At 63.8% G+C, this 16,404-nt stretch carries 12 protein-coding genes; 3 read left to right on the forward strand and 9 right to left on the reverse strand.

Annotation, left to right across the window (positions count from 1 at the left end; all coding sequences use genetic code 11):
• Positions 1-26: 26 nt before the first annotated feature.
• Complete coding sequence (locus tag DVR09_RS06930) at positions 27-608, reverse strand: YqaA family protein (protein ID WP_115416290.1); 582 nt, start codon at positions 606-608, stop codon at positions 27-29.
• A gap of 293 nt (positions 609-901) precedes the next feature.
• Between DVR09_RS06930 and DVR09_RS06935 the strand changes: the two genes are divergently transcribed.
• Positions 902-1,720, forward strand: a complete 819-nt coding sequence (locus DVR09_RS06935) for a universal stress protein (RefSeq protein WP_162814873.1) — start codon at positions 902-904, stop codon at positions 1,718-1,720.
• Positions 1,721-1,741: 21 nt separating this feature from the next.
• On the opposite strand, the gene DVR09_RS06940 is transcribed toward DVR09_RS06935, so the two are convergent.
• Positions 1,742-3,580: a DEAD/DEAH box helicase gene (locus DVR09_RS06940; protein WP_115416292.1), complete on the reverse strand. Its 1,839-nt coding sequence runs from the start codon at positions 3,578-3,580 to the stop codon at positions 1,742-1,744.
• Positions 3,581-3,831: 251 nt separating this feature from the next.
• On the opposite strand from DVR09_RS06940, the gene DVR09_RS06945 reads away from it, so the two are divergent.
• Positions 3,832-6,699, forward strand: a complete 2,868-nt coding sequence (locus tag DVR09_RS06945) for a TonB-dependent receptor (RefSeq protein WP_115416293.1) — start codon at positions 3,832-3,834, stop codon at positions 6,697-6,699.
• A complete protein-coding gene (locus tag DVR09_RS06950; protein WP_115416294.1) occupies positions 6,699-7,730 on the forward strand; it encodes a phytase in 1,032 nt (343 codons plus the stop codon). Before DVR09_RS06945 ends, DVR09_RS06950 begins: the two co-directional genes overlap by 1 nt.
• Positions 7,731-7,974: 244 nt before the next feature.
• On the opposite strand, the gene DVR09_RS06955 is transcribed toward DVR09_RS06950, so the two are convergent.
• The 7 genes from DVR09_RS06955 to thiL all read right to left on the reverse strand — a co-directional run bounded on the left by DVR09_RS06955 (position 7,975) and on the right by thiL (position 16,288).
• Complete coding sequence (locus tag DVR09_RS06955) at positions 7,975-8,898, reverse strand: acyl-CoA thioesterase (protein ID WP_115416295.1); 924 nt, start codon at positions 8,896-8,898, stop codon at positions 7,975-7,977.
• Between the two features lie 21 nt (positions 8,899-8,919).
• Complete coding sequence (locus tag DVR09_RS06960; protein WP_115416296.1) at positions 8,920-9,957, reverse strand: hypothetical protein; 1,038 nt, start codon at positions 9,955-9,957, stop codon at positions 8,920-8,922.
• Complete coding sequence (locus tag DVR09_RS06965; protein WP_115416297.1) at positions 9,954-10,985, reverse strand: GNAT family N-acetyltransferase; 1,032 nt, start codon at positions 10,983-10,985, stop codon at positions 9,954-9,956. Before DVR09_RS06965 ends, DVR09_RS06960 begins: the two co-directional genes overlap by 4 nt.
• A gap of 23 nt (positions 10,986-11,008) precedes the next feature.
• Entirely contained in the window at positions 11,009-11,881 is an 873-nt protein-coding gene (locus DVR09_RS06970; RefSeq protein ID WP_115416298.1) for a cupin-like domain-containing protein, read from the reverse strand.
• A complete protein-coding gene (locus tag DVR09_RS06975; protein ID WP_234041578.1) occupies positions 11,878-13,053 on the reverse strand; it encodes a GNAT family N-acetyltransferase in 1,176 nt (391 codons plus the stop codon). The genes DVR09_RS06970 and DVR09_RS06975 overlap by 4 nt, the downstream gene beginning before the upstream one ends.
• Positions 13,054-13,180: 127 nt before the next feature.
• Positions 13,181-15,277, reverse strand: a complete 2,097-nt coding sequence (locus DVR09_RS06980; protein WP_115416299.1) for a sodium-translocating pyrophosphatase — start codon at positions 15,275-15,277, stop codon at positions 13,181-13,183.
• A gap of 150 nt (positions 15,278-15,427) precedes the next feature.
• Entirely contained in the window at positions 15,428-16,288 is an 861-nt protein-coding gene (thiL, locus tag DVR09_RS06985) for a thiamine-phosphate kinase (RefSeq protein ID WP_115416300.1), read from the reverse strand.
• Positions 16,289-16,404: the final 116 nt, after the last annotated feature.

Here is a 16,404-nt window from a genome sequence, read left to right on the forward strand (position 1 = left end):
TGCCTTGTCGGTGCCAAACAAGATCATCACAGTTTTGCGATCGACCACCAAGTTACTGCCGCCAGAAAGAGGATCAGAATTGTGCGCTGGACAACGATCGGCAGTCTTGACCACTGTGCAAGGATTGCCTCGCCGAAAAGGTGGATCAAGAGGCCGAGTAGGGCAAAGCGAATGAAACGGCTGGAAGAAAACAACGCCAGGAAGGTCGCGAATGGATAGCCTGTCGCTCCCGCTACCAAATTCACGAAATACGACGGGACAGGCGTAAGACCTCCGAGAAAAATGAGAGCGCCGCCCCGTTCGCTGAACGTCGACTTATAGGCTTCGACTGCTTCTTGGACGTTGAGGTAACGAGCCAGGGGTTCGGCAAAACCGGCTCCCAGCGAATACAGGATCGATCCTGCGATCGCGCTCCCCGCCACGGTCACCGCGACGAAGAGCCAGGTTCTTTGCGGAGCGGCAAGACAAAGGGCGACAAAGATCGCTTCATAGGGAAACGGGACTATGGTCGTCTCGAGTATCTCAAGAACCAGTAGAATTGGCAGCACGGCGTTGGAATGAGCGGCCAAGGCAAATCGTTCGGCGAGGTTGGGGCGGCGGTCATCCATTGAACGTCTCTATCAAAGACCATACGGTCGTCACGCCAAATGCGTGTCCTTGGCGAGTTTGAGGATGGGTTGCGCTTAGGTGATTTGGTTCGCAAGCAGGCACTCCTTCTCCCACCCCCTATGACGCCATCCGAAGGTCATGGTTTGGCCGAGCGCCGTTCGCGGTCCACCGCGTCTTCCCAGCCGCCCTTGTAAATTGATGTAGGTCAATGAGCGGGCGCGTTTGTGCTGTATGGTATAATCACAAGCCGGGACGTGGCCCGTCGGCCCTCCCGCCAGTGGGAGACCGAGCCATGAAGACCATCCTGTTCAACGCCACCGGGGACGCGAGCTTTTCCGGGCGGCTCGATGCCGTGCTCGATCTGGCGCGTGCATTCGATGCGCATGTCACGCTGCTGCACGCCATCCCCTACGAGGCCGCCGGGGCGATCGATTTCCACGGCGCGGCCTTCGCCGCCATGGTGCCCTATTGGCGCGAGGAGGCGGCGAAGCTGCGCGACAAGACGCTCGACGATCTGTCGAACGAGGGCGTGTCGTGGAACTGGGTCGAGGCGGCGGGGCCGGTGGCGCTGGCGATGCTGCGCGAATCCTCGCTCAACGACCTCGCCGTGGTGAGCGCGCGCGATCCCAATACGGTCGATGGCACACCGTCCTTCACCGCGGGCGAGCTGGCGGTGACCGCCGATTGCCCCGTGCTCGTCCTGCCCGATAGCTGCAAGCGGTTCGACCCGAACGCGGCGGCGCTGGTCGCCTGGGACGGATCGGCCGAGGCATCGCATGCGCTCAAGGCGGCGGTGCCGCTGCTGCACAAGGCGCAGGCGGTCTATCTCGCCACGGTCAAGGAGCCGGGCAAGGGCACGAAAGAGCCCGATCTGCCTCCGGTCAACGGGGCGGATTATCTCTCGCGCCACGGCATCTCCTGCGAGATGATCGAGGTCGAAGCGGGCGACAAGGGCGTGAGCGAGGCGCTGGTCGCCCATGCCGAACACCGCAAGGCCGGGCTGATCGTGATGGGCGCCTATGGCCGCACACGCCTGACCGAGCGGATTTTCGGCGGCGTGACGCGCAAGATGCTGTCGGATGTGCGCATCCCGCTGCTGATGACCAACTGAGCGGAATGGGGGCGGTCCCGGTCAGCCCTTGCGCGGGCCGCCGGGTTTGCCCGTGTCTTTCCGCTTGCCGCCGTCCTTGCGCTTGCCGTCGAACTTGGGCTTTCCGGCGAAGGGTTTGCCCCCGCCGGGCTTGTCCTTCTTGAAGGGCGGCCTGCCCCCAGAGGGCTTCCCCCCAGGCGGCTTGCCATGCGGACGGGCATGGACCTTGCCGCCGCCGCCATGCTTGCGGTTCGCCCGGGCTTCCACACGCGGGCCGTCGGGTGCCTCGACAATGGCGATTGCATCCTGCTCGTCATCTGGCGAGGCGGTGCGGCCAATGGCATCGGCGACCTTGGCGGCCACGGCGCGCGGCACCTGGAACCAGCTCTCGTGCTGGCCGATGCGGATCGCGCCGATCTCGTTGCGGGTGATGTGGCCACGGCGGCAGATCAGCGGCAGCAGCCAGCGCGGTTCGGCATTGTGGCGGCGGCCGATGTCCATCTTGAACCACACCGTGTCCTCGAAACCGGGGCGGTGGCGTTCGGCCTTGGCCTTCTCGCGCGCTTCGGGCGTGTTGGCCAGCAGCTCCTCGGGCTGCGGCAGCTCGGACCGGTGGGCGTGGACCAGCGCGGCAGCGATGTCCTCGGGCGCCATGCGCGCCATGATGTCGGCGGCGAGCTTGCGGTCGCCATCCTCGTATTCGCGCTCTGCGGTGATCGTCTCGAGCAGCCGCGCCCGGTCGCGCTTGGCGATCGCCTGGGGGGTGGGCGCATCGAGCCACTCGGCCTCGATCCGCGCGCCGCGCAGCATGCCTTCGACCCGGCGACGGCGGTTATAGGGTACGACGATGGCCGCCGTGCCCTTTTTGCCCGCGCGGCCCGTGCGGCCCGAACGGTGCTGGAGCGTTTCCGCATCGCGCGGAATTTCGACATGGATCACCAGGCTCAGCGTCGGCAGGTCGATCCCGCGCGCGGCCACATCGGTGGCCACGCACACCCGCGCCCGCCGATCGCGCAGCGCCTGCAATGCCTGGTTGCGCTCGCTCTGCGAATGCTCGCCCGACAGCGCCACCACGCCGAAACCGCGATTCTGCAGCGTGGAGTGGAGACGCCGCACGCTCTCGCGCGTGGCGCAGAAGCAGATCGCCGTCTCCGCCTCGTGGAAGCGCAGCAGGTTGACCACCGCGTTCTCGATTTCGGACGGGCCGACGGCGATGCCCTGGTATTCGATATCGCCGTGCCCGCGCGTCTCGCCCACCAGGCTGAGGCGCAGGGCATCGTTCTGGTAGCGTTCGGCCAGCCGTTCGATCGGGCGCGGCATGGTGGCGGAGAACAGCAGCGTGCGGCGCCCCTCGGGCGTTGCATCGAGGATTTCTTCCAGGTCCTCGCGAAAGCCCATGTCGAGCATCTCGTCCGCCTCGTCGAGCACCACGCCGATCAGGCCCGACAGGTCCAGCGCCCCGCGTTCGAGATGGTCGCGCAGCCGCCCGGGCGTGCCGACGACGATCGCGGGGCCGCCGCGCAGATTGCGCCGTTCCTTGCTCGCATCCATCCCGCCGACGCAGGTGGCGATGCGAACGCCCGCCCCGGCATAGAGCCAGGCAAGCTCGCGGCTGACCTGCAGCGCCAGTTCGCGCGTGGGGGCGATGACCAGCGCGAGCGGTTTCTCGCTCAGCGGCGAGCCGCCCAGTTCGCCGAGCAGTTGATCGGCCAGCGCGATGCCGAAAGCGACGGTCTTGCCGCTGCCGGTTTGCGCCGAAACGATCAGGTCGCGGCCTTGCGCTTCGGGATCGATGACGGCGGCCTGGACGGGGGTGGGTGCGTCATAGCCGCGTGCGGCCAGTGCATCGCCGATCACCGGCGGAAGAGTTTCGAAAGCCATGGAATCTCGTGTCTTGTCCGGCGCGGCGGTGCAGGGGGCACGGCTCGGGCGCACGGGGGTGCGGGGCCTTTAGCGTAAAAGACGCCGTTTGGCTTGCTGTTTTTTGTGCAAGTGCGAAACCCGATTCTCGAGCGTTCCATATGACGGTTCGGTTTCCGAATTCGCGCTTCCGTCGCAAAACCGCCGCCCAGCAGAAATCATCCGGTCAAACTGCCACCCTAGTGGCCCCTCAACGATTTCGGAGGGCAATAATGAAATTCAGGAAATCACTGTTCGCTGGTGCCGCCCTCGCGGCACTGTCGTTTCCCGCCATCGCGCAGGCGGGTGAAGTTGTCGGCACCGTGTCCGATGCGAGCGAAACGATCGCGCTGCGCAGCGCGCAGGTCCGCATCGTGGAACTGGACCGTGTGGCGACCACCGAGCGGGATGGCTCGTTCCTGTTTTCCGACGTTCCGGCGGGGAGCTACACGCTGGAAATAAGCTATGTCGGCGCTCGCACGGTAACGCGGTCGATCGACGTACCCGCCACCGGTATTGCCCGCGCGGATATCGCCTTGGCGGGCTTTGGCGACAATGAAATCCTGGTCATCGGTCAGGCCGCCAACCTGTCCAGCGCGCTTTCCCGCAAGAAAGAAGCGGACGGTGTTTCCGATGTGCTGACGCGTGACGCGATCGGCCAGTTTCCCGATCAGAATGTGGCCGAAAGCCTGCGCCGCCTGCCCGGCATCAACGTGCTGAACGATCAGGGCGAGGGGCGCTTCGTTTCGGTTCGCGGCCTGTCGCCCGATCTTGTCTCGTCGTCGCTCAACGGGGTACGGCTTCCAGCGCCCGAAAGCGATATTCGCGCCGTCGCTCTCGACGTGGTCTCTTCCGACATTATCGAATCGATCGAGGTGAAGAAGTCGCTCACGCCCGACATGGACGCCGATACAATCGGCGCCTCGATCGAGATCGAGACGACCAGTGCCTTCGACCGCAAGAAACGCCTTCTCTCGGCCAAAATCGAAGGCAGCTATAACCGCTACGCCGACGAGATCAGCCCCAAGGCCAGCCTCGACTTCGCCACACGGTTGGGCGCGAATGCCGGTGTGTCGGGCGGCGTCAGCTATTACCGGCGGGCTTTCGAAACCGACAATGTCGAAGCCGACGATTGGGCCGAGGCCGGCGGCACGATTTTTCCGCTGGAAGTCCAGTATCGCGATTACGATGTCGAACGCGAACGTTTCAGCGCGACGCTGGGCTTCGATCTGCGCGCCGGGGACAGTACCGAATTGTATGTTCGCGGCGTCTACAGCCAGTTCGACGATCACGAATTTCGCCGCCGCCTGACCTTCGATCTCGGCGATTTCGAGGATAACGGCCCCAGCAGCGTAAACGGCAACCAGGCTATTTTCGACGACGCGGATGAGGAGTTCACTGTCGAACGCGACGTCAAGGATCGCTTCGAAAGCCAGAAGATCCGCTCGATCGTCGCGGGCGGCGAGAGCGACTGGGGCACTTGGTTCGCCAATTACTCGCTGAGCTGGGCTAAATCGAGCGAGCTGGAGAACGGCAGCGTCGACCCGACCCAGTTCGAGCGCGACTTCGGACCCGAGGAAGCCGAAGACGCCCTCGGGAATGAAATTCCAAGCGGTCTCGCCCTCGGTTTCGACTACTCCGATCCACGCGTTCCGCTCTATTCGGTGGTTTCCGACGCGATCAACGGATCGTTCTTCGCCCCCGGCTCCTATGCGCTCAAGGACGTCGAATACGTCACGCTGTCGGATGCGCAGGACGAGGAATGGGCCGCCAAATTCGACATTGGCCGCCGTTTTGCCGCCGACAATGGCGAGTTTACGGCCCAGATCGGTTTCAAGGGGCGTTGGCGTGACAAGCGCTTCGATGGGAATGTCGAGTTCTACGAGAACGATAATTATACTCTCTCCGATGCGCTCGGCATCGGGCAGACCTATCGGCTGACCGACATCTCGCCGCTTCCCGGCTACACCGAAGCGACACGCTTCTTCTTCGACAATTTTTCGGATTTCGAACTGCAGGAGACCGACAGCGCCTATGACAGCGCGGTGGAGGATTTCGCCGTCGATGAGGACATCATGGCCGGCTATTTCCTCGGTCGCTGGGAAAGCGCGGACCTGCGGCTCGTCTACGGCCTGCGCTACGAGCATACCGACAACACCCTTGCCGGCAACAATGTGCTGCTGGTCGAGGAAGATGGCACCTTGCCCGATGGCAGCACCGCAACCGACGACACCGTGCTCGTCTCCCCGGTCAGTATCGACAAGAGCTACGATCACTGGCTGCCGAGCGTAAACCTTCGCTACGAGGCCCAAAACGATCTGGTCCTGCGTGCGGGGATGTATCGTTCGATCGTCCGCCCGACACCGTTCCAGCAGGCGCCGCATTTCGCCGTCGAGGAATCGGATGACGGCGAGCGGGAAGGCGAGTTCGGAAATCCCGATCTGCTGCCGACCGAAGCGTGGAACTTCGACGCGGCGATCGAATATTATATGAGCTCGAACGGCGCGATCCATGCTTCGGCCTTCTACAAAAGCCTGGATAACTTCATCGTCGAAGTGAATTCCGATGTCGCCGGTGTGTTCCGTGGCATCCCCTTCGACGAGGCGACCATCGCCCGCAATGGCGACGGGGCCGACATCTTCGGTATCGAACTGGGCTTTGCCCAGGCTTTCACCGGCGCACTCGACGGGTTCGTGCTGCAAGCCAATTACACCTTCACCGATGCAGAGGGGACAGTGACGACATTGGCCAGCGACGGTCCGCGCGACATTTCGCTGCCCGCCACGGCCAGGCATACGGCCAATGTCTCGATCGGTTACGACAAGGGACCGATCGATATCCGCCTGTCCGGCACCTATCGCGATAAATATCTCGACGAGCTGGCGGATACGCCCGAACTCGATCGCTATGTCGACGATCATTTCCAACTGGATCTGTCGGCCAAGTATCGCGTCAACGACAGGTTCCAATTGTTCTACGAGTGGGTGAACATCAACAACGCGAAGTACTTCGCTTATAACCGTTTGGGAAGTCGGCGTAATCTCTATCAATACGAAGAATATAGCTGGACCATGAAGGGCGGCGTGAGGGTGACATTCTGATGCGCAACGAACTCAAGATTTTCGCGCTCGCCAGCCTTGGGGTCGCGGCCGCCTGTGCGACGGTTCCAAAATCCGGCGATCCCACGGTGCCGGTCTTCGCGGTGGCGGAGACCGTGCCGGTGATGACCGAAAACGAGGATGCCGCCGACGATCCGGCGATCTGGCGCAACGCGGCTTCGCCTGCCGACAGCCTGATCGTCGCGACCGACAAGAAGGCCGGGCTGTATGTCTATGGGCTGGATGGCCAGGAGAAGAGCTTCAGCCCGCATCCCGCGCTGAACAATGTCGACCTGGTCGATATGGGGGACGCGGGCGTGATCGCCTTTGCCAGCGATCGCAGCGATCGGGCCAATGCCAAAATCGTTCTCTACCGGATCGACATCTCGACCGGCGGTCTGACCGAGCTTGGCCGCGTGGCCTCCGGTCCGGGCGAGGGTTATGGCATTTGCGGCACCCGCCGCGGGGATACGCTGGTGATCTACACCGCGCCCAAGAACGGCCGTATCGGCGAATGGGAAATTGCCCTGGGCGATACCCCCACGGCCAGGGAAGTCCGCACCATGCAGGTGCCTTCGCAGCCAGAAGGCTGTGTGGTCGATCACCGGAACGGCACGCTCTACATCGGCGAGGAACTGGGCGGCATCTGGCGCTTCGTACCCGGCTCGACCGAGGGCGATCTTGTGGCTCCGGTCGATGGGCGCAAGCTGGTTGCCGATCTCGAAGGGCTCGCCCTGGTGCCCGAGGGCGCCGATGGCGGCTGGCTTTATGCGTCGAGCCAGGGGGACAACACCTTCATGCGCTATGCCTTGCCCGGCGTAACACCCGCAGGCCGGTTCCGAATTGCCCAGGGGCGGTACGGCAGCGTGGAGGAAACCGATGGCATCGAGGCCATGCGGGGCGATTTCGGCCCGGCATTTCCGGGCGGGCTATTCGTCGCGCAGGACGGGATCAATGGCGGCACGGCGCAGAACTTCAAGCTGGTCCCGCTGGGCGATATCGAGCGGGCGCTGGAGGGACAGGGCGAGCGGTGACTTTCCTACATCCCCGCTCGGCGCTAGCCTTGCGCCGGGTTGGCGATGTGCGGGCTATCGCCCGGATGCCGGTGCCGGGATAGCGCGGTGAGCCGCGGGGGATTTTTCGGCGAATGTGTCACCCTGGCATGGGGTTTTCGGCCTAAATCTTTGTAAACACAGCAGAATACCCTGTTGGATTTGCCGGACACCGCTGTCACCTTGTGTCACCTACAAGCAGGCGGTGGGCCGTCCGGCGACGGCGCTATTTGGCGATGCGTTTGCGCATCATGCCTTCCTGCGCCACGCTGGCTACCAGTTCGCCATTGCGGTTGAAGATGCGGCCACGGTTGAAGCCGCGCCCGCCGCCGCTCCACGGGGCGTCGGTGGCGTAGAGCAGCCATTCGTCGGCGCGGGCCGGGCGGTGGAACCAGATGGCATGGTCGAGGCTGGCACCGACCAGCTCGCCGCGCATCCAGCTCAGGCCATGCGGCAGCGCGCTTGTGCCGAGCAGCGTATAGTCGCTGGCATAGGCAATCACCGCGCGGTGCAGCGCCGGGTCGTCCTCGATCGCGGGCAGCGGCGCGGCGGTGCGGAACCAGCTATGCGCCTTGGGTTCGCGCGGCTCGCTGTTCATCCAATGCAGCCTGTCGACCGTGCGCATCTCGATCGGGCGCGGGCGCAGCACGAGGGCGCGCTGCTGCTCGGTCATCCGGTCGCCGGCGCGCTCGACCATGGCGCGGCGCATTTCCATGTCGCTCGCCAGCTCTTCTGGCGGGGCGACGTCGGGCATGGTCACATCGTCGTGGCTCAGCCCTTCCTCGGGGCGCTGGAAGCTGGCGGTGAGGTTGAGGATCGGGCGCTGCGTGCCGTCCTCTTCCGGCTGGCTCGCCACCACCCGCCGGTTGGCGAAGCTGCGCCCGTCGAAATCGCGCGCAGTGGTGTAGTCGATGTCGACGCCCTCCTTGCCGCCGCGCAGGAAATAGGCGTGGAGCGAATGCGCCTCGAGACCCTCGGGCGCGGTGGCCTGCGCGGCCTGCAGCGCCTGCGCGATGACCTGGCCGCCAAATACGCGGCCCACGCCGCCGGGCTGCTGCGGGGCGGTGAAGGCGTCCTCGCCGGTTCGGGTCACGGTCAGCAGGCGGATAAGGCCGGCGACAAGCTCTTCAGGTTTCTTTTTCGTACTCACCTGGCGAGCTTTGCGGGCGCTTTACGTTTGCGTCAAGCGTCCACCGCTCTGCCATTGCCGGAAGGCGTAGGCGGCAAGGCCGAGCGACAGGAACAGCTCGCGATATTCAGAGCTGTCGAACATCATCAGCATCGTGGGGCCGAGGAGCAGGTGGATAAGCTGGCCGATCGCGATCCAGACGGCGAGACCGATCCACAGCGCCCGCTCGCGCGTGGCCACGGCGCTACCGGCGAAAGCAATGCAGGCGAACAGGCCGATCCAGAAGGCCGCCTGGACGGGAAGCAGGGTCCAGTGGCTGTAGGTGAACACCAGCATCGGCGCCGAGATTGCCGCCACCGTGCGGTCGGGGAGGAGGGCGGCAAAAGGTTGGACGAATGGCCATCGCGCGGCGTCGCTTTCGCGGATAAGCGGAAGGAGCATGAGGAACAGCCCGGTACCGGAGTAAAGGACCAGCTCCGTGAGATCGGTCTGGAAATTGTGCAGGTTGAACTCGCCCTGCCAGTTGCGCGCCGCGACGCTTTCCGGCGTGTCGAAGCCGATCTGGCGCTGGAACCAGCTCACTTCCTCGCCGCCCATGAGCAGAAACAGAAGCGCGAAACCGGCCGCGCCGAGCAGGTGAAGGCGTCGGTATGGCAGGGCGCGATCGGCGCGCCAGAGGTCGAGGAAGCGCGCGACCATGAAGCCGGAAGCGCCGAAAAGCAACAACGCGCTGAACCATTCGATCGCCCCGTCTTCCGCGCCTACAAGGGCATAGATGCGCGGGCTGGCGGCAAGCAGAATCGTGGCGGCAACCGTCAAAGCGACGACCAGGCGGGTGAGCCTGCGCGCACCGTGGGAAAGCGGTTCGGCGCGCAAGCCGGGACGGGCGAGGGCGAGCACCAGCGCGGCACACAGCGCAGCGGATATGCTGCGCCGCATCCAATGCCAGCCGCTGTGCAGCGGAGCTTCCTCGCGCGCGAAAGGCCAGCCGAAAGCAAGCTGCTCATACGCCATCATGCCGATTTGGAAACCGATCAGCAGACCGGCGGCGAGGAGAATGGAACGGGTCGAACGTGTCACACAGGACGCTCCCACCACGGACGCAGGGCTGCGGCGAGAAGCGCCCCGCGTACGAACAGGAGATCGACCATATCGGGACCCGCCTTGGCGCCCATTTCGCTTTTATACCCGGCATCGCCGAGGCCCCAGCTTATCCGCTCAGTCCCGTGCGCGGCGGCGCGAGCGAAGTCCTCGTAAAGCAGGACCCTGCCGGGGCCGAATTGGGTAAAGCGTTCGTCGTAATTGTTGGCGATATAATAGCGCACGCCGCCGGCCTGAATTCCGAAGGTGAAGGCTGCCGGAACATCTCCGATCCACATCACGCTGCCAAAGAGCATTTCGGCAAGCACGCGATCGTTGCACAGGTCTTCCCAATACCGGCGCATCGCCGGATCGCGGAACTTGGTATCGCCGCCATCGCCGAGCTTGCCCAGCCAACTCGCCGCCTCGATCCTCGCCATCGCGTCGCGGTGGTCGGCGGTCCAGTCCGCACCGCTAAAAAACACCGTCCGCAGGGGGCCTCCGTCTTCCTTCAGCCGCCGCTTGCGCCAACGGTTCTTGCGCCGTGTCTTGGTCGAGGGCCAGCCATCGTCGGCGGCGAGCGCCGCGAGATCGAGTTCGAAGACTTTTCCGAGTGGACGGGAAAGAACCTGCCAGCCGGCCATCCGCGAGGCCCGTATCAGGTTTTCCAGCGACGCATCGCCTGTCTCGACGGGACCCAGGCGCCAGACACGGCCCAGATCGTTCTTGTGCCGGGCCAGGGCGCGGGACAGGTCCGACGCGGCTATGCGGGGGGCGACGGGGACTCCGCGAAACGGCCAGTAACAGCCGCCTACTTCGCAAAGCACGAACGGCCCCTTGCGGCGTTCCACAAGGGCGAAGGCGGCACAGGGCGCGCCGGCGTCATCGGTCGCGACGAAGCTGGTTGCCGGCGCAGGGTTGCCCACCGCGAACCACCGATGGCGCAGAAAAGCGCGATCGGCCGGACCCGATTTCGCGAGGGCATCGAAGATCGCCGCTTCGCCAACACGCTGCTCGTTATGCGTCACGGACCTCTTCCGGCATAGGACTCCTACCTTCCGAATGCCCTGCGCCAGACCCGAAACGCCAGCGATTTAGTTTGGTTGCTCGTCGGCCAACGCCCCGGCGCCTTGGGTTCGATGCCCAGTTTGCGCACGAGCCCATTGAAGCACCGTGCCCCTGCTTCGGCATAGCTCCATTCGCTGCGCCAGGTGATCGACAGCGAGATTGAGCTTTCCGGCCCGTTGCGCACGAAATGCGGCGCCATCACCGGCACGAACACCGCTTCGCCGGGGCCAATCGAATAGGGAGTGCCCGCAGCCATCATATCCTCGGTCCAGGGCAATTCGCGTGGCCCACCGAGATGATAGCTCTCATGAACCTCGTCGGGGGCGTAGCGTGTATCGCCCGCCGGAAACTGCGTCATCACCTTGCTGCCCCTGAGCTGGAGCAGGATGTTGTGTTCGGGATCGAAATGATAGGGAGTGACGGCATGCGGGCTCGAGATGAAGATGAAGCCCTGCGGTGTTAGCATCTCGCCGGTCTTGGTCTCGATCGCGGGACGCAGCTCTTCGAGCAGATCCATCAAAAGCGCCCTGTATGCGGGGGCCTGTTCGATATTCTTCAGCACCGCCCAGCTTTCGCTGGTGGCGATGTGGCGGATCGTATCGCCGATCGTCATGCCGTTTCCACCGGGCTTGCCATCGATACCGATCGGCAGGTCGCCGCGATTGTATTCGATCGAGCTCTGCGGCAGTGCGGCGCCGAGTTCGGCCAGGGCGTCGAGGGTTAACCGCTCATCGTCTTGCAAATTGTGGTGCAGGACATGGGGGGTTTCGGGATAGGCGCGGCTGAAGGCCTCGCGCGATTCTTCCGGAAAAGCCGCACTTGCCTTGCGTGAGAGCACCGGGTCGTGCGCAGTCATTGTCGTTTCTCCTCTCGGCGCAGTTCGATGGCCGACAAGACGGCTCCGATCGAACGACGCAGTTTTCCCCCAATTCCCACGGTCACCATCGCGATTTCGCGACGGTCGGACCAGATTTGTTCGATCATGGGATGACCGGGCGCGGCGCAGCTATCCGAAACGTCGATATCGCCGCGTTCGAGCATAGCGAGATTTTCGACCTGCAGGAGCAGGCCGGGAGACAGTTTCGCATGATTTTCGTCGAAGGCCGTCTTGAAACCGAAACTGATCGGCGGCGTCACGAAGGTACACAGCATGGCTATGGGCTTGCCATCGAGATGAAACGCCAATCGTTCCAGGCGGCCGTAACGGGCCGCTCCGTCCAGACCCTCGCGAAACAGGGCTGCGGTTTCGGGCGCGCTCGAAAGCGATGATCCCCGCGCGCCCTTCCAGCCGGCGCGTTCGAGCGCGAGGAACGATTCGATCCAGTCCTCGAGCGCATCGGTGTCCGTTTGTCGGGAAAAGACGAGCTCGCCCGCTTCCTCCAGCCGCCGACGCTTACGGCTCAGTTCCTTGCGCCGCTTCTTTTCCATGGCAGCATTCATATGCTCTTGCGGCGACAACCCCTTGCACAGTGCAGCGCGGTGGACTGTCTTCACCGGTCTGAAGCAACGACCCGAACGGGCGGCCAGTTCACGAAGCGTTCTAAAAGCGGTGCCATCGGTCGGCAGATTGGCAAGATGAAGGAACAGGCTCGCGCGATGGTTCCGGTCGCACCAGTCGAGCAAATACTCCCAGAAAACGTGCGAATACCCTTCGGCCACCAGTGGTTCGCCGCAAAAACTGTTGGCGTGCAGCCAATTGGCAAGATGGGGGACGAACCGGCCGTGATAGTTGGTGCCGTACCGGATTGGCATGATACCGGCCAGCTTGCCACCGACGGCCAGAGTGGCCAGGCATACGGGCCCCTGCGGATCGAACTGTTCGAGCGATGGTTTCAAAAACCAGCGCTCGCAGAAAGGGTTGGGGGTCGGCGCTGTGCACGCCAGTTCGTGCCATGCAGCCTCGGGTATCGTGTCGATGACCTCCCGCCAAGGCCGCACGGAAAATCCATCCGGCAAAGCCGGACAGGCCCTGCGGTCCACGGACAAGCCATGCCATCGGGCGTCGATGAGGTCTGCGATGCGCGTCACAAGGTCCCTTCCGTCACCCGGGCCGTATAGGGGTAAGGGGCTTAGACTCGGTTAACGCGGCAAAAACGAAAGGGCGGAGGTACCCGTCGGTCCCTCCGCCCCGTTTCGATAAGGAAGATCGGACAGATCAGCCCGCCGCAAGCGCTGCCAGAAGCAGCAGCGCAACGATGTTGGTGATCTTGATCATCGGGTTCACGGCCGGACCCGCAGTGTCCTTATAGGGATCGCCGACGGTGTCGCCGGTCACGGCAGCCTTGTGGGCTTCACTGCCCTTGCCGCCGTGATTGCCGTCTTCGATGTACTTCTTCGCATTGTCCCATGCGCCGCCCCCGGCGGTCATGGACAGGGCGACGAAGATACCGCCGATGATCACGCCCAGCAGCAATGCGCCGACCGCCGCGAAGGCCTGTTCCTGACCGGCCAGCAGGTCGATCGCGAAGTAAACCACGATCGGTGCCAGCAGCGGCAGCATCGAGGGGATGATCATCTCCTTGATGGCAGCCTTGGTCACGAGGTCGACGGTCTTTGCGTAGTTCGGCTTGCTGGTTCCGGCCATGATGCCCGGATCGGCAGCGAACTGCTCGCGCACATCGACCACGACGTCACCGGCAGCGCGGCCCACGGCGGTCATGCCCATCGCACCGAACAGATACGGGAGCAGCGCGCCGAGGAGCAGGCCAACGATCACATAGGGGTTCTCGAGGCTGAAATTGACGTTCGCATCCGGAAACAGCTTTGCCAGATCGGTCGTGTAGGCAGCGAAGAGTACCAGCGCGCCGAGCCCTGCCGAACCGATGGCATAGCCCTTTGTCACGGCCTTGGTGGTGTTGCCCACGGCGTCGAGCATGTCGGTCTTTTCACGAACACTGTCGTCGAGACCGGCCATTTCGGCGATACCGCCGGCATTGTCAGTTACCGGGCCATAAGCGTCGAGTGCCACGACCATGCCGGCAAGGGCCAGCATGGCAGTGGCCGCATAGGCGATGCCCATCAGGCCTGCGAGCTGGAAGGTGCCTATGATGCCCGCCACGATCACGAGAGTGGGCAGCGCGGTCGATTCAAGGCTGATGGCAAGGCCCTGGATCACATTGGTGCCGTGGCCCGTTTCCGAAGCCTTGGCGATCGAGCGCACCGGACGATAGTTCGTGCCGGTGTAATACTCGGTGATCCAGATGATCAGGCCGGTAATCGCAAGACCGATCAGCGAGCAGTAGAACAGCATGCGTCCGCTGAACTCGGTGCCCTGGATCTGCGTGGTCATGCTGCCGAGCGCATAGTCCATAACCAACCAGATTAACGGCACGGCCAGCACGGCGGTGACGATGAAGCCCTTGTACATCGCGCCCATCACATTGGTGCTGCCCTTGCCGAGCTTCACGAAATAGGTCCCGATGATACTGGTGACGATGCATGCACCGCCGATCAGAAGCGGCAGCGCCATCATCGGCATCAGAAGTTCGCCCAGCGCATCGCCGAAGAGCAGCGCGGTCAGCACCATGGTTGCACCGACAGTCACGACATAGGTTTCGAACAGGTCGGCGGCCATGCCGGCACAGTCGCCGACATTGTCGCCGACATTGTCGGCAATCACGGCCGGGTTACGCGGATCGTCTTCGGGAATGCCCGCTTCCACCTTGCCGACGAGATCGGCGCCGACGTCGGCAGCCTTGGTGAAGATACCGCCGCCCAAGCGCGCGAAGATCGAAATCAGCGAAGCGCCGAAGGCAAGACCGACGAGGCCGTAGACTACTTCGTCGCTGTCAGCGGCAAATCCTGCCGGACCCGATAGGTACCAGAAGAACACGGCCATCGAGAGCAGGGCGAGGCCCGCCACGAGCATGCCGGTGATGGCGCCGGCACGGAAAGCCAGGGTCAGGCCCTGCTGCAGCCCGCTCTGTGCGGCAGCCGCGGTACGCACATTCGAGCGCACCGAAATGTTCATCCCGATAAAGCCCGCGACGCCCGACAGGACAGCGCCGATGACGAAGCCGATTGCCGGAAAAGTGCCGAGAAACACGTAGACCAGGACTGCGACGACGACGCCGACGAAACCGATGGTGGTGTACTGGCGTTTCAGATAGGCCTGCGCGCCTTCCTGGATGGCGCCTGCGATTTCCTGCATTTTTTCATTGCCGGCGCCTGCATTGAGCACCTGGCGGCTGGTGACGAAGCCGTACACGACGGCCAGCAGTCCCAGCACGATGGCTATGAGAACTAAGTCCACGAAAAATCCCCTCCCGTTTGGTTTTTTGATTATGCGACCCGGCGCGGGAAACGCCGGAACATATCGGAAGGGGTATAAGCGGCATCTGTTACGTGACAAGGCCGAACTGCGCAGCGATCCGCGTGTGTCGATCGCCCGCCGCGCAAGCAATCAATGCCGGTAGCCGAGGCCGTCTTTGGGATCGAGAATGCGACCATCGAGCGAAAGGAACGGCTGTGCCCCTTCCACCATCCCGATCCGCGCGGCGGGCACGGGCAATTCGGCCGAGACCGGAGCCGTAAACAGGAGCTGATAATCGTCGCCCCAGCGGATGCATTCGTCGAAGCGGTCGCGGTCGGCCACGGGGATCGCCTCGCTCTCGAGTGCGAAGCCGAGCCCGCTTGCGCGCGCCATGCGCCAGCAGTCGAGCAGCAGCCCGTCCGAGACATCCATCATCGCGCCGACATGCGGTACCAGCTTGTGCCCCACGGTCAGGAGCGGGCGAGGGCGCCGATAAGCGAGGTCGTTGACGCTGCCCGAGTCGCGATCGGATATTCCGAGCATTGCCCGACCCAGCGCGCCCGTGACATAGATCGCCTCACCGCTGCGGGCGCCGCGCCTGTCGGGTACGGGGGTATGTGTGGCCCTGCCGATTGCCGTGCAGCCCCATACTCGCCGCCCGTCGGCCCGCACCGTGTCCCCGCCGAGGAGAGGGGTGCTGTACTCGTCCAGAACCTCGCGAAGGCCGGCGACGAACCGGTCGTCCCCGGTGCCGAGCATGTGCGAGACAAGCACGCCGACCGGCTCCGCACCTTTCGCCGCGAGGTCCGACAAATTCACCGCGACCAGTTTCCAGGCGATATCTGCGGGGTCTTCGTCCTCGCGAACGTGGACGCCCTGAACCAGCGTGTCATGAGTGAGAACGAGCGTTTCGCCGCCAATCTCGACCACTGCGGCATCGTCTTCGAGCCCGCGCGCGGCGGGGTTGTTCGCTATCGCCTTCAACGCATCGACGAAATCCAGTTCCGCCATCACGCTATCCCGTCGCCCCGACCTCCGAGCCGGGGTCCAGCTTCCTTTGCCGATTGGCGGTTGGAAGCAAAGCAGCTTGACCCCGGATCAAGTCCGGGGTGACGGTGGTGAAGGGA

Origin of the sequence: Erythrobacter aureus, from assembly GCF_003355455.1 — a bacterium.
Taxonomy (GTDB): Bacteria; Pseudomonadota; Alphaproteobacteria; order Sphingomonadales; family Sphingomonadaceae; genus Qipengyuania; species Qipengyuania aurea.

Excerpts from the sequence above, each read along its gene's own strand:
- DVR09_RS06930 (WP_115416290.1), bottom strand. The coding sequence starts at position 608 with ATGGATGACCGCCGCCCCAACCTCGCCGAACGATTTGCCTTGGCCGCT.
- DVR09_RS06935 (WP_162814873.1), top strand. The coding sequence starts at position 902 with ATGAAGACCATCCTGTTCAACGCCACCGGGGACGCGAGCTTTTCCGGG.
- DVR09_RS06940 (WP_115416292.1), bottom strand. The coding sequence starts at position 3,580 with ATGGCTTTCGAAACTCTTCCGCCGGTGATCGGCGATGCACTGGCCGCA.
- DVR09_RS06945 (WP_115416293.1), top strand. The coding sequence starts at position 3,832 with ATGAAATTCAGGAAATCACTGTTCGCTGGTGCCGCCCTCGCGGCACTG.
- DVR09_RS06950 (WP_115416294.1), top strand. The coding sequence starts at position 6,699 with ATGCGCAACGAACTCAAGATTTTCGCGCTCGCCAGCCTTGGGGTCGCG.
- DVR09_RS06970 (WP_115416298.1), bottom strand. The coding sequence starts at position 11,881 with ATGACTGCGCACGACCCGGTGCTCTCACGCAAGGCAAGTGCGGCTTTT.
- thiL (WP_115416300.1), bottom strand. The coding sequence starts at position 16,288 with ATGGCGGAACTGGATTTCGTCGATGCGTTGAAGGCGATAGCGAACAAC.